At 70.9% G+C, this 13,071-nt stretch carries 12 protein-coding genes and 1 pseudogene; 8 read left to right on the top strand and 5 right to left on the bottom strand.

Annotated features, from left to right (window positions below):
- The 4 genes and pseudogenes from AB0C30_RS52265 to AB0C30_RS52280 form a co-directional block, all read right to left on the bottom strand.
- Positions 1 to 357: pseudogene (locus AB0C30_RS52265) on the bottom strand (hypothetical protein); the annotation flags it as partial.
- A gap of 57 nt (positions 358 to 414) precedes the next feature.
- Positions 415 to 756, bottom strand: a complete 342-nt coding sequence (locus tag AB0C30_RS52270; RefSeq protein ID WP_357958594.1) for a TraR/DksA C4-type zinc finger protein — start codon at positions 754 to 756, stop codon at positions 415 to 417.
- A gap of 32 nt (positions 757 to 788) precedes the next feature.
- Positions 789 to 1,562 (bottom strand): rod shape-determining protein, encoded by a 774-nt coding sequence (locus AB0C30_RS52275; protein ID WP_357958596.1) that lies wholly within the window; start codon positions 1,560 to 1,562, stop codon positions 789 to 791.
- Between the two features lie 288 nt (positions 1,563 to 1,850).
- On the bottom strand, positions 1,851 to 2,228 hold the full coding sequence (locus AB0C30_RS52280; protein ID WP_357958598.1) for a hypothetical protein: 378 nt from the start codon (positions 2,226 to 2,228) through the stop codon (positions 1,851 to 1,853).
- Positions 2,229 to 2,350: 122 nt separating this feature from the next.
- Between AB0C30_RS52280 and AB0C30_RS52285 the strand changes: the two genes are divergently transcribed.
- Positions 2,351 to 2,683 (top strand): hypothetical protein, encoded by a 333-nt coding sequence (locus AB0C30_RS52285; RefSeq protein WP_357958601.1) that lies wholly within the window; start codon positions 2,351 to 2,353, stop codon positions 2,681 to 2,683.
- Between the two features lie 37 nt (positions 2,684 to 2,720).
- A complete protein-coding gene (secD, locus tag AB0C30_RS52290; RefSeq protein ID WP_357958604.1) occupies positions 2,721 to 5,012 on the top strand; it encodes a protein translocase subunit SecD in 2,292 nt (763 codons plus the stop codon).
- A gap of 89 nt (positions 5,013 to 5,101) precedes the next feature.
- On the opposite strand, the gene AB0C30_RS52295 is transcribed toward secD, so the two are convergent.
- Positions 5,102 to 5,245: a hypothetical protein gene (locus AB0C30_RS52295; RefSeq protein WP_357958607.1), complete on the bottom strand. Its 144-nt coding sequence runs from the start codon at positions 5,243 to 5,245 to the stop codon at positions 5,102 to 5,104.
- Positions 5,246 to 5,402: 157 nt separating this feature from the next.
- On the opposite strand from AB0C30_RS52295, the gene AB0C30_RS52300 reads away from it, so the two are divergent.
- From AB0C30_RS52300 to AB0C30_RS52325, 6 genes are all read left to right on the top strand, one after another.
- A complete protein-coding gene (locus tag AB0C30_RS52300; RefSeq protein ID WP_357958611.1) occupies positions 5,403 to 6,320 on the top strand; it encodes an ATP-binding cassette domain-containing protein in 918 nt (305 codons plus the stop codon).
- A 34-nt stretch (positions 6,321 to 6,354) separates the two neighbouring features.
- Entirely contained in the window at positions 6,355 to 8,598 is a 2,244-nt protein-coding gene (locus tag AB0C30_RS52305) for an alpha/beta fold hydrolase (RefSeq protein WP_357958614.1), read from the top strand.
- A 371-nt stretch (positions 8,599 to 8,969) separates the two neighbouring features.
- A complete protein-coding gene (locus AB0C30_RS52310) occupies positions 8,970 to 10,391 on the top strand; it encodes an alpha/beta fold hydrolase (RefSeq protein WP_357958616.1) in 1,422 nt (473 codons plus the stop codon).
- 1 nt (position 10,392) lies between these two features.
- Positions 10,393 to 11,466, top strand: a complete 1,074-nt coding sequence (locus tag AB0C30_RS52315) for a sensor histidine kinase (RefSeq protein ID WP_357958619.1) — start codon at positions 10,393 to 10,395, stop codon at positions 11,464 to 11,466.
- Entirely contained in the window at positions 11,463 to 12,119 is a 657-nt protein-coding gene (locus AB0C30_RS52320; protein WP_357958622.1) for a response regulator transcription factor, read from the top strand. Before AB0C30_RS52315 ends, AB0C30_RS52320 begins: the two co-directional genes overlap by 4 nt.
- A gap of 203 nt (positions 12,120 to 12,322) precedes the next feature.
- Positions 12,323 to 13,039, top strand: coding sequence for an alpha/beta hydrolase (locus AB0C30_RS52325; RefSeq protein WP_357958625.1), 717 nt, complete (start codon positions 12,323 to 12,325; stop codon positions 13,037 to 13,039).
- Positions 13,040 to 13,071 lie beyond the last annotated feature (32 nt).

Here is a 13,071-nt window from a genome sequence, read left to right on the forward strand (position 1 = left end):
GGGGATCTCGGTGTCGGCGATGCGATTGGAGACCAGGCCCAGGTTCGCCTTGAGCCGGTCATGGCCGATCAGATCGGCCGCCGCGCTCGGCGAGGCGCACGGGGCGTCAGCGCCGGTCCCGGTCGCGGTCTCGACGGGGCGGACCAGGACCGCCGCGGCGCGGGCGGCGGCCGCCCACCGCACCGCCTCGGCGATCGAGGAGGTGCCGACGGCCAGGAGCAGATCACCGGTGACGTGGCGGTCGGTGGCATCCGGCACCGCCACGCTGCGCAGCCAGGCCGAGCGGGTCTCGGGACGGCCGCACAACCGTACGCCGTACCCGCCGAGCACGTTCACCAGGCGGTCCAATGTGATCATGTGCGGCTCCGGATGCCAAGAGGGGGCGGGGCGACCCCGCTCCCCTCTCACTGGTTGTCAGGCGGCCTCGTGCCGCCGCTGGCAGTCGATGCAATTGCGGGCCAGCGGCCGGATCTTGAGCCGTTCGAACGGAATGGCCGCCTGGCAGTGGCCGCAACGGCCGTAGGTGCCGGCCTCCAGCCTGTCGTAGGCCTGAGCGAGTTCGGCGACGGCGCGCTCGGCGGCGGTGATCGAGGCGAGGAGCTCCTGCCAGGTGCCGTCGGCGCCGCTACCGTCCTGCTCCTGTGCCCTCAGCCTATCCAGGTACCGGCTGCGCTGCTCCCGTTGCTGGGTCAGCTCCTGGCGCAGCGACTCAAGCTGCACGCTGCTGAGGTGTGAGGTCGCGTGGCTGTCGGTCATGATCGAAGGTCCTTTCTTGCGAAGCGAAGACGTCAGCGGACGCGCGGGGCGAGGGCGGCCGTCAGAGCCGGCTGCAGGCACAGGCGCATCAGGCCGCGGATGGTGGCGTGCTGCGGCTGGTGCGTCGCTGTGACCGGCAGGCGAAGCGCGGCGCGGAGGCGGGCCAGCAACTGCTCTTGGTGAGCACCGCCGCCGGTGACCGTCAGACCCCGCTCGCGCGCGGCCGGACGCGAAGCGGCGGGCAGGCGACGCACCAGGCCCGCCGTCATCTCGATGACGCCCTCTAGCGCATACGACACCAGCCCCTCGCCGGTGGTGGCGTTGAGCTGGAGGGCGACCGCGTCGGTGACGGCCCCGTCCGCGATGGCGACGGCCTCGACAATGCCCGCCCCCACGTCCAGGACCAGGCAGGGCCGGGAATCGAGGATGTCCAGGCCGGCGCCGACGGCTGCGGCCAGCGGCTCCTCCATCAGGCCCACTTCGCATCCGGCGGCCTCGGCGACCGCGGCGCGGACCGCCCGGCGATCGCCCGGCGAGGCCGCCACCGGCACGCCGGCCAGCACCCATCGCGGCCGGCTCCCCGATACCTGGGCGTCCTGCAGCAGCCGCTGCACCAGCCGCCGGCAGGCGTCCGGGTCGGCCACCATGCCGTGCCGGACGGGCCACAGCGCGGCCGCCAGGCCGGAGCCGGCCGGCGGCCGGGTGACCGACGACGGCCGGTCCACGATGGCGAACCCGCTCAATGACAGCGACCGGGTACGCGCGGTACCCAGGTCGAGCGCCACGAAGCGCTGCGCGGTGCTCACCTCGCACCTCCCGGCGATGCCGGATGTGGCCGCTCCGGCCGCGGCCAGGCGTGAACTGATTCGACAACGGACATGACGATGATCGGCTCCTTGCTGAGGCCAAAGGAAGGCAGTACAGGAACAAGGCAGTACAGGAACACGGCCCTGCTGCAGGGACCGCGAGAGGGCTCCGAAGGCGACGGCGAGCATGGACCAGCCCCACCAGGGCGCAGTCCATGGGCTCGGGACATGCGGCGTCAGGATCCACGGCACGAGCGGCCGCAGCCCTTCGGAGAGAGGTAGCGTCAGCTAGATGAGCGGCGGGCTGCGCGATCCCGCAGTGCGGTGCGCGAGCTGTTGCGGATCGCGGAGCTCATCGACCTTCGAGCCAGGCGACGCCGACAGCGCCAGATAAGCGGGCTCATCGTGACGCTCGCCGCGCAACGGCGGCCACAGCGCCAGCACGTGGTGCTCACGGGCGCTACCCGCCTGCGGGGGCAGACCGGGCACGTCACCGCCCCCACCGTCCGGGCTCCATGCCAGGCCGGACAGCGAATTCTCAGGCGCGATCGGGCCTTCGGCGCTCGCACTGCCGGTGGCGCCGGCCAGCACCAAGCACAGCAGGACCAGACCCATCACGCCGGCGAACGCGATGGACCCTCGTGGTGTTCTCCACGGTCCCGTCATAGGGCAGACCATAGCCCAGACGGCGCGAAAAAGGGCATGCCGTTCCATCGCAGGTGCGATCCGCGCCGGGGCCGGGGTACGGTGACCGCCAAGAGCCGACCCGTGACCTGTCAGGAGGAGACGTGCGCAGCAGACTGCCCGCCGTCCTGCTCCTGCTGCTGTCGACCTTCCTGCTGGACCCCGCGCCTGGCAGCGCCCAGCTGCCCGGCACCGCAACGCCTGCGACCTGGTGGAGCGGCCCGTCCGAGCACGCCGTGCAGGACGCGGCCCTGCCCCGGCTGCATCCCGCCCGCAGCGCGCCCGCGCTGCCGATGTGGCCGGCCGTACTGCCGTCCACCGAACGGCCCGGGCCACGGGCACGGCCCCTGACGACCCTCGCCCGGCCTTTCACCGCGGCACCTCAGCCGCCCGCCCGTCAGGCGCCGGCCCGAGCGCCACCCTCCACGACGCGCTGACGTCCCCTTTCCTTCTTCGACAGCCCGTGGAGGCTTCATGTCCCGCGCGCCCTTTTGGCGCGCGGTGGCGGCGTGCGCCATCGCCGCCACCGCACTGCTGTTCACCGTCACCACACCGCCACGTCTAGGGCTGGACCTGCGCGGTGGCACCCAACTCGTCTTCGAAACCCGAGACGCCTCAACAGTCAAGGCCGACGCCGAGGCCACCGACCGTGCCCTGGACGTGCTGCGCCGGCGCGCCGACGCGCTCGGCGTGGTCGACCCCACCCTGTTGCGCTCCGGCGATCGGCGCATCATCGTCGAGCTGCCCGGGGTGCTCGACCCCCGCCAGGCCGCCGAAGTCATCGGCAAGACCGCCCAGCTCACTTTCCACCCGGTCCTGGAACAAGCCGACGACACCAGCGCCGATCAAGGCACCCCCACCAGCAGAGGCATCGGCGCGTCCGGGCAAGTCCTGGCCGACGAAGGCGGGCAACGCCTGCGGCTCGGCCCTGCCGCGATCACCGGCGACGGGGTGAGCGACGCCGCCGCACGCAACGACCCGCAGCAGGGGCCGGGCTGGTTCGCCACCGTCGACTTCCGCGACGCCGCCGCCTGGCAGCGGCTGACCGGCGAGGCCGCCTGCCACAGCCCGAGCAACCCCCAGCGGCGGGTCGCCATCGTCTTGGACAACGAGATCATCTCTTCGCCCCAAGTCGATGCGAGCGTGCCCTGCCAGATCGGCATCCCCGGCGGATCCACCCAGATCAGCGGCTCCTTCACCCACCAGGAGGCACAAGACCTGGCCGTGCTGATCAAGGGCGGCGCCCTGCCCGTCCCGCTCACCTTGATCGAGCAGCGCACCGTCGGCCCCACGCTCGGCGCGCAGGCCATCGAGGCCAGCGCCAAGGCAGGCATCGCCGGTGTCCTGCTCACCGCGTTGTTCATCATCCTCACCTACCGGCTGTCGGGGCTGCTGGCCGCCCTCGCGCTGGCCGCCTACGGGCTCATCTCCTACGCCGCCCTGCTCGCCCTCGGCGCGACGCTCACCCTGCCCGGCCTAGCCGGATTCGTTCTGGCCATCGGCATGGCGGTCGACGCCAACGTGCTGGTCTTCGAGCGAGCGCGTGAAGAGTATGGCCGCGCGCCGCGCCGCGGCCTGCGCGCCGCCCTCGACCGAGGCTTCGCCAACGCCTGGAGCGCCATCGCCGACTCCAACATCACCACGCTCCTGGCTGCCGGATTGCTGTTCTGGCTGGCCTCAGGGCCGGTGCGCGGATTCGGTGTGACGCTGGCCGTCGGCGTCCTTGCCTCACTCGTCTCCGCCATGCTCATCACCCGTGTCCTGACCCACCTCATCCTCAGCGGGACCAGCCCCCGGCTGGCCCGGCTGTCCGGGCTGGCGGTGCACGGCCGGGTCAGGGCCTGGATCACCCGGCGCAACCCGTCCATGATGGCCGGGCGCCGACGGTGGCTGGCCGCGGCCGCCACCCTGGTCGCCGCAGCCGTGACCGGGCTGGCCCTGCACGGGCTCAACCTCGGCATCGAGTTCACCGGCGGTCGGATGCTCGAGTACACAGCCGCGCAACCGGTGAGCGCCGAGACCGCGCGGCAGGCGGTGGCCGAGGCCGGCCACCCGGCGGCCAACGTGCAAAGCTCCGGCACCAGCGTGTCCGTGCGTGCCGGCCAGATCAGCGCCGACGACACCGCCGCCATCGAGCGGGCACTCGATACCCACCTCGGCGAAGTGACCAAGCAACGCGACGAGCTCATCGGCCCCAGCCTGGGCGACGAACTGCGCCGCAACGCGCTCATCGCGCTCGCCGTGGCGCTGGCGGCACAACTGCTGTACCTGGCCGTCAGATTCCGCTGGACGTTCGGCGCCGCCGCCGTGATGGCCCTCGTCGTGGACACCCTCGCTGTGCTCGGCCTGTTCGCCTGGCTGGGCAAACCCATCGACGGGGTCTTCCTGGCAGCCATGCTGACCATCATCGGCTACTCAATCAACGACAAGGTGGTGGTTTTCGACCGCGTCCGCGAACTATGGCAGGCCTCGCGGCAGACACGCTTCCCCGGCATCGTCAACGCGGCGATCCTGCAGACCGTGCCGCGTACCGTCAACACCGGCCTGGGCGCCCTGTTCATCCTCACCGCGCTGGCCGTCTTCGGCGGTGACACGCTGCGCGACTTCGCCATCGCGCTCATCTTCGGCATCGTGGTGGGGACCGCGTCGTCATCGTTCGTGGCCGGCCCCCTCGCGATCGAGCTCGAACGCCTCAGCAAGCAACCCCCACCCCAGCCGCCCCAGCCGCGCAAACGCCGCCGGCAGGGCACGGGCGCGGTCCTGTAGCACCGCGCGGGGCGCCCGGTGGAACCATGCAGAGGAGTCATCCACGCCACAGGAGCGCCCCGCCCTCCGCCCCCGTCACCAGCGCCGACTCAGCGGGGCGGCAGCCGCACATCGACCACGGCGACATCCGGACGACCATGAACGAGCGCGTCGAGCAGCGAGCAGCACCAACGCGGCCACACGTTGAGCAGCAGCCCACCACCTGCGGCGATGAGGTGTCGAATGCCGGTCACGCCAGAAGTCTGCCCGATGCGCGGCGCGCGGTCGGTAGGTCTAGGCCTACCTCCGGAGGTGGGAATCTTCGCCCCGGCCGGTGGGCGCACGCCCATCGAGATCGACGGCCCGAGCCGGAAAGCTGGCGGCCGTCAATCGACGAAGGGAGGCCAGGCCGTGATCGAAGTGAGCGGGCTGACCATGAGATATGGCGACAAGGTCGCCGTGGACGACCTGACGTTCAGCGTGAAACCGGGACTGGTAACCGGCTTCCTCGGCCCGAACGGCGCGGGCAAATCCACCACCATGCGCGTCGTGCTCGGCCTGGAGGTGCCCCTCGCGGGCAAGGCCCTGGTGAACGCCCGTCCATACGCGTCAATGTCCAGGCCCATGCGCTCAATGGGAGCGCTGCTCGACGCCGGGGCTGTGCACGGGGGCCGCAGCGCGCGGGCGCATCTCGCCTGCCTGGCCCGCAGCAACGGCATCGGCCGGGCCCGGGTGGCCGCCGTGCTCGAGCAGGTCGGCCTGACCGGCGTCGCCGACGAGCGGATCGGCGGCTTCTCGCTGGGCATGCGGCAACGCCTGGGGATCGGGGCTGCGCTCCTCGGGGACCCGGGGGTGCTGATGTTCGACGAGCCGCTGAACGGCCTCGACCCGGAGGGCATCCGCTGGCTGCGCGACCTGCTGCGCTCGCTGGCCGACGAGGGCCGCACCGTGCTGCTGTCCAGCCACTTGATGAACGAGATGGCGCTCACCGCCGACCATGTCATCGTCATCGGACGGGGCCGGTTGATCGCCGACACCCCCATCGATGCCCTGGCCGGCCACTTCCAGCGCGACGTGCTGGTCCGCACGCCCGACCCGGCCCGCCTGACCGCCCTTCTGGACACGCACGGTGCGACAGTGATCCCCGAGGACGACGGCGCCCTGTCCGTACGGAATCTCGACGCGGCCAGAATCGGCGTACTGGCGCTCTCCGGCGGTATCGCGCTGGCGGAGCTGTCCCCGCGCGGCGCCTCCCTGGAGGAGGCCTTCATGCGGCTCACCGAGGACAGCACGGAATACCGGGCCGGTGCCGGGGAGGCCGTCCGATGACGGAATACAAGGCCGGTGGCAGGAAGGCCGTCCGATGATCGATGTGATCGCTTCCGAGTGGCTCAAGCTCCGCTCGCTCCGCTCGAACCTCTACCTGCTGGCCTGCTCGGTGGCGGCCGTCCTGGCCTGCGCCGGCGTGGCGTTCATGATCGGCCGCGGGTTCGACAACCAGTCGCCTGACGAGCGAATGACCTTCCCCGGCAACGGCGACGGCCTCGGCAACGGGATCGCGGTCGCCTACTTCGTCTTCGCCACGCTGGGCGCCCTCACGATCACCTCCGAATACAGCACCAAGATGATCCAGACGAGCCTGGTCGCCGTGCCGCGCCGGCACGCGTTATTGCTGGCCAAGATCCCGGGTCTGGCCGCGGTCGCGCTGGTGGCGGGTCAGATTCTGGCGTTCGCCATGCACGCGGCCGCCATGGTGGTGCTCGGCGACCGAGCCGGCCAGTTGCTCCGCGACGGCCAGACACTGGGCACGCCACTGTCGGAGCCGGGCGTGCTCGCCTCGGTGATCACCGCTGGGTTGTCGATGGCGGCGTTCGCCTTGATCGGGCTGGGCGTCGGGGCCGCCGTCCGCTCCACCCCCGGCGCCCTGGTCGTGCTGACCGTGATCATCGTGGTGCTGCCGGTGGTGGCCAAGACATTGCCCTCGCCCCTGCGCGCCCAGGTCGGCTCGTTCATGATCGAGAATCTGCCGCTCCAGATCGCGGGGGTCGGCGGCGGGCAGCTGTCGCCCGCGGCCGCGGCGGGGCTGCTGGTCGCGTACGTGATCGCCGCACTGACGGCGGGCGCGACGGCGATCACGCTCAGGGGACGCCGGATCAGGGCCCTGGCCATCGGTGCGGCTGTCACCGTCCTGGTGTCGGCGGTGCCCGCCGCCGCGTCCGGTTCGCCCGGCTCTGGCCCGTCCTCGCTGGACTGGGCGGCCTGCGCGGACAAGGAACTGTCCAAGGAGATGAGGTGCGCCTCGATCGAGGTGCCCGTGGACTGGTCCAAGCCATCCGGCAGGAAGATCCGCCTGACCGTCGGCATGCTGCCGAACACAGGTGTCCAACGCCGCATCGGCGCGGTGTTCGCGGTCCCCGGCGGCCCGGGCGGCTCTGGTGTCAAGGACCTGAGCAGGTACGCGGGCAGCTTCTCCGAGCTGCGCGAACGTTTCGACATCGTCACCGTCGAACCGCGTAACACCGTCGACAAGGGCGTGCTGCCGGACAAGTGTCTGATCGGTGGCCCGTGGATCGCTCTGCCCGACAGCCCTGCCGAGTACGCCGAGCTGGGCCGTCGCAACCGGGAGGCCGCGCAGCGCTGCCGCGCCGCCGACCCGGAGTACTTCGACCACCTCGACTCGGCGTCCGTGGCGCGTGACATGGAGGCGATCCGTGTCGCGCTGGGCGAGGAGCGGCTGAGCTTCATCGGCTCCTCCTACGGCGGTATCCCCAGCGTCACCTACGCCCGCCTGTTCCCCGCCCGCGTCCGGGCGGTGGTGGTCGACGGCACGATGAGCCCGACCATGGACAACGCGGAGTTCATCATGCTCACCAGCGAGAAGTCCTTCGAACGCTTCGGCGCCTGGTGCGCGGCGACCACCGCCTGCGCCCTGCACGGCCAGGACGTCGGCGACGTCTGGCGGGCGCTGATCAAGCGCGCCGACCGCTCGCCGATCCCGATCAGAGGAGAGCAGTCGCAGGTCGCCTACAGCGGGTTCGACATCAAGGAGGCCGCCGCACCCAGCATCATCTCGCCTGGTCAAAAGCCCGACTATCCGCGATGGACGCAACTCGCCGAAGCGATCAAACGGGCCGTGGGCGGCGACGCCTCCGGATTCGCCGACTATGTCCGGCAAGGCACGTACAGCCTCAAGGTCCCGTCGGTCGTCGGCGGGAACATGACCCACTGCCCTGATGGCATGGGATACAACTCCTACGAGGAATACCGCGAAAAGCGCCGTAAGGGGGAGCGGCTGCTGCCCAACTTCTCCGGTATCGAGTTGTGGCACCGGCTCGGCTGCGTCGGCTGGCCCACCCCCGTCACCAACCCGTTCGAGCCGCTGCCCACCAAGGGACTGCCGCCATTCCTCGGCGTCGGCTCCTGGACCGACTTCGTCTCGTCCGCGGACCTCGTACGGCACGTACCCGGCTCGGTGGCGGTCCAATACCAGTCGAACGGCCACGCGCTCTACAACAGCGGCGTCTCCTGCATCATCGGCCACGTCAACCGCTACCTGACCAGCCTGCGCCTCCCTCCACCCGGCACCGTCTGCCGCCCCGCCGAGTGAAGCTCTCAGCATGGCGGTGAACCTACACGCCTGGCCAGTGGCCTCCGGCAACGCCGAACAAGACATGAAGAGATGAGGTGAGCCGGCCGGCGGAAACACGCCCCTAGCCGCCGACGTGAACATCAAGAACCCCGGCGATCTCCCGCACATTGCCGGGGTCTTCCCGCTTCCACAACTCCTCATTTCTGAGAATGCGAGTGTGGTCATCGTCATGTTTAGCTACTAATCAGTCTTTACGGGTACGTCCGATGCAACGCGGGCGGAGGGCCATACCCAGGGCAGGCGCGGGTCGCCGCGCTCGCCAGTGCGCACGCGAGGATCTATCGAAAGGTGGACGACCGGCAGCAGGCCGTCCGGCAAGGCTGAGGGTCATGAAGAAGACGATCCTCGCCGTGCTCGGCACGATGCTGCTCTCCACGGTGGCGGCGGCACCGGCGACAGCGACGGCAGGCGCCAAGCTTTCCTGGCAGGACTGCGGAGACGGCCTGCAATGCGGCCGGCTCACCGTACCCGCCGACTGGGCCGTCCTCAAGGGTGAGCAGATCACGCTGGGGCTCGCCAAGCTGCCCGCCAGGGACCCGGCCGCCAAGAAGGGGACGCTCGTGCTCAACATGGGCGGCCCCGCCCAGCAGATCTCGGTCATGCGTCAGGCGAAGCAGGCCTTCGCCGACCTGACCCAATGGTTCGACGTCGTGGTCTTCGACCCGCGCGGATTCGAGGCGAGCACCGGGGTGCGCTGCCCCGACCCGGCGCCGTGGGCTGCGAACGCGGAGTGGGTGTTCCCCGACCGCGCCACCTACGCCCGGTACACAGAGCAGAACCACCGCTTCGGCCTCGGCTGCGCCGAGGCCGCCGGCCCGCTCGCGGGCAGCCTGGACTCCGGTCAAGGGGCCCACGACCTGGAGGCCGTCCGAGTGGCGCTGGGCGAACAGAAACTCCACTATTACGGCAACTCCTACGGCACCGTCCTCGGTGTGGCCTACGCCGAGAAGTTCCCCTCTCGTGTCGGCCGCATGTACCTGGACAGCCCGATCGACCACACCAACCGATCGTGGGCCGAATGGCTCCTGCCCAAGGCGAAGGTCAAGGAGGACAACCTCCATCGCTTCGCCGAGTGGTGCGCCACCGACCAGAGCTGCGCGCTCCACGGCCGCGACGTGCTCCAGGTGTGGGACGAGGTCATGGACCGCGCCGCCAAGCGGCCGATCCCCGCGCCCGGTGCCGGCGCCGGAGCAGCGGCCAGTGCGACCCTGATCGCCTCCCGCGCGACTGTCACGTTCGATGCGACGTGGCCCGAACTGGCCAAGTCCCTGGCCGAGGCGTCCGCCGGCGACGCCACCCGGTTCGCCAAGCCGTCCACCGGCGCGGCCGATCCGGACTTCAGCAGGATCACGATGTGCGCCGACTTCCCGTACCCGACCGCATATGGCGAGGTCAAGGCCATGGAGAAGCGGCTGAAGCGCGCCGCGCCGCGCATCGGCTGGACCATCGCGTGGCCGCTGGCCAACTTCTGCACCGGACTCCCGCGAAAGACGCCCTTCCCGCCCCATCCGGTACAGCCTCGCGGCCTGCCCCCGATCCTGATCGCCGGCGGCCTGTACGACGACGTGGCGCCGCCCGCGTACGCCCGCCGGATCACGGCACAACTCGACGGCGCCCGCTACATGGCGGCCAAGGGCGGTCACGCGCTCTACCTGAGCGGCAACCCCTGCATCCGCGATCATGTGCACCGCTACCTGACCACCGGACAACTCCCGCCCATGGGCACGACCTGCGGTCCGGCATCATCGTGACATGCGCTGGCTGAGGGAGGTTCTGCTCGTCGCCGGCGCCGCGACCGCTGCGGCGCTGCTGACGGCGCTGGAAGGGTCGGTCCCGCCCGACATGCCGCTCCTGATCGTCTTCAGCGTCGGCGTCAGCCTCCCCTTGTTCGTCCGGCGGGCGCTGCCGTTGACCGCCGCGGTGGCCTCCGCGGTGATCGCGCTGGCCGGGATGGTCCAACTGCACCGCTGGGAAGGGATGCTGGTCACGATGGCCGTGTTCTGCACGGCCGTCTACCACCGGCCGCGGCGTCCCGCTCTGGTGCTGGCGATCTCCACGTGCTGGGTGACGGGCATCGGCATGGTGACCGGCGGAAAAGGGTTGGCGCTCACCAGCATAGTGATCATGAGTGTCGCCCCGGTGGCCACGGGCTACGCGCTGCGGCTGCACCGGGACCGGGCCGGTCAGTCGCTGCGCGTGCAGCGGGCCGAGGCGGAGCGCGTGCTGGCCGAGGAGCGTACCTGGCTGGCCAGGAACGTACACGACAGCGTGGGCCACCACCTGACGGCGATCCGCCTGCAGGCCGCGGCGGCCCGGCGAACACGCGACGAGACCTCGGCGACGCGGGCCCTGGAAGTGATCTCGAACCTGTCGCTGTCAGCGCTGACGGAGGTGCGTGACCTGCTACGGACGCTCAGCGAGCACCCGGCCGCCCTTCAGCCCGGCACCGCCGACCTGGAGCGGCTGGCCGGGCAGCTCACCTCCGCCGGCCGAAGGATCACCATCCGCCGTACGGGGACAGCAGGAGTCCTGCCGCCGGCCGTCGACCACACCGCCTACCGGGTGGTCCAAGAGGCGCTGACGAACGTCGTACGCCATTCGACCGCGAGCGAGGTCACCGTCGACCTACGTCAGGACGATCGCGGCCTGCGCGTTGAGGTCCTCGACAACGGCGCCCCGGCGCCGCCGTCCCAGGCCGAGGGCCAGGGTATCCGCGGCATGCGGGAACGGGTGCGCCTGCTCGACGGCACACTGTCGGTGGGACCGGTCGAGACGGGCGGCTGGCGGGTCCGTGCCGATCTGCCCGGGGAAGGGAGCGCGTGGTGACGATCCGGGTGCTGGTCGCCGACGATCAGGAGGCGGCGCGGGAGGCGCTGCGGTGCATACTCGACGGCGAACCCGACATCGACGTGGTCGCGACGGTCGCCGACGGCGCCGAAGCGGTGCACCAGGCGCTGTGGCGGCGGCCGGATGTGGTGGTGATGGACCTGCGGATGCCCGGCATGGATGGCATCGCGGCCATTGACCGTCTCGCCGGCGCCCAATCCGCTTCCCGTGTGCTCGCTCTGACCACGTTCGACCTCGACGAGTACCTGTTCGGCGCGCTGCGCGCGGGAGCGGCCGGTTTCCTGCTGAAGGACAGTGATCCCGACGTGCTCGTCACGGCGGTCCGCGAACTGCACCAGGGCCGGGGGTTGATCGACCCGCAGGTCACCGGCCGCCTGATCAGCCGCTTCGCCGCACTGTCCCCGCGCCCCGCCACACCTGAACTCGACCTGCTGACCCCGCGCGAACACGACGTGCTACGCCTCCTGGCCCGAGGACTGAGCAACGGTGAGATCGCCGCGGCATGCACCATCGAGGAAGGCACGGTCAAAACCCACGTCAACCGGATTCTCACCAAACTCGGCCTGCGGACCCGCGTGCACGCCGCGATCTACGCCCACGAACACGGCCTCGTCGCCCGCGACGTTCCTTGACCGTCCGCCGGCCCTGGTGCCGCGTCAGGCATCGCTCGCCCTCGCGGAACATGAGCGGCCCCCTTGTGATAACTTCGGCGTCGCCGTGCACCGCATCAAACCGCAGGAGGTGAGACCGATCAACGCTGTGACAGGTCGGGGCTCCCTCCCTCGCATGGCCTAGGGAGGCCCGCGCAAGGCATCCCGAAAGGCGTGAAACGCGCATGCGCTTCATCTCTCAGACGTCTACCGACGGCGTCACCGAACGACCGTTCACCCTTGGCGAGATCCCCGGCGTACTGTGGACGCCGGACGAAGCCGAGCCCCGTGCCCTGATTCTCATCGGACACGGCGGCGGACAGCACAAGCAGGCCCCTGGCGTGGTGGCCCGCGCCATCCGGCTGGCGGCCGAGTCCGGGTACGCGGCGGCGGCCATCGACGCCCCCGCCCACGGCGACCGGCCCAAGAGCGCCGAACACGAGCGGATCATCACCGAGATGCGCGCCCGCATGGCCGGCGCGGGCGACCCGCTCCCCCTGCTGGCCGAGCTCCACACTCTGCTGGCCGCCCAGACCGTCCCGGAATGGCGCACGGTCCTGGACGCGCTCGGGGATGTCGGCCCAGTGGGCTACTGGGGCATGTCGCTGGGCTGCGCTCTCGGCATTCCGCTGGTCGCCGCCGAGCCGCGCGTCCGCGCGGCGGTGCTGGGGCTGAGCGGGACGTCGCCGGCCTCGGCCGAGGCCGCCGCCGGGGTCGCGGTGCCCGTGCTGTTCCTGATGCAGTGGGACGACGAGCGGGTTCCGCGCGAGGATGCCCTGGCGCTGTTCGACGCCCTGGCTTCGAGCGAGAAGACGCTGCACGCCAACCCAGGCAAGCACGGGGACGTGCCGGCCTTCGAGGCCGACAGCGCGTTGCGTTTCTTCGCCCGCCATCTGTGCTGATACCGCCGTCGACTGCGAGTCCGTCGTGGCGA

The organism is Nonomuraea sp. NPDC048901 (assembly GCF_040649695.1).
In the GTDB taxonomy this organism is placed as follows: domain Bacteria; phylum Actinomycetota; class Actinomycetes; order Streptosporangiales; family Streptosporangiaceae; genus Nonomuraea.

Bases quoted from the DNA above. Each gene is read 5' to 3' on its own strand.
- AB0C30_RS52315 (WP_357958619.1), top strand. From the start codon at position 10,393: ATGCGCTGGCTGAGGGAGGTTCTGCTCGTCGCCGGCGCCGCGACCGCT.
- AB0C30_RS52310 (WP_357958616.1), top strand. From the start codon at position 8,970: ATGAAGAAGACGATCCTCGCCGTGCTCGGCACGATGCTGCTCTCCACG.
- AB0C30_RS52280 (WP_357958598.1), bottom strand. From the start codon at position 2,228: ATGACGGGACCGTGGAGAACACCACGAGGGTCCATCGCGTTCGCCGGC.
- AB0C30_RS52270 (WP_357958594.1), bottom strand. From the start codon at position 756: ATGACCGACAGCCACGCGACCTCACACCTCAGCAGCGTGCAGCTTGAG.
- secD (WP_357958604.1), top strand. From the start codon at position 2,721: ATGTCCCGCGCGCCCTTTTGGCGCGCGGTGGCGGCGTGCGCCATCGCC.
- AB0C30_RS52305 (WP_357958614.1), top strand. From the start codon at position 6,355: ATGATCGATGTGATCGCTTCCGAGTGGCTCAAGCTCCGCTCGCTCCGC.
- AB0C30_RS52325 (WP_357958625.1), top strand. From the start codon at position 12,323: ATGCGCTTCATCTCTCAGACGTCTACCGACGGCGTCACCGAACGACCG.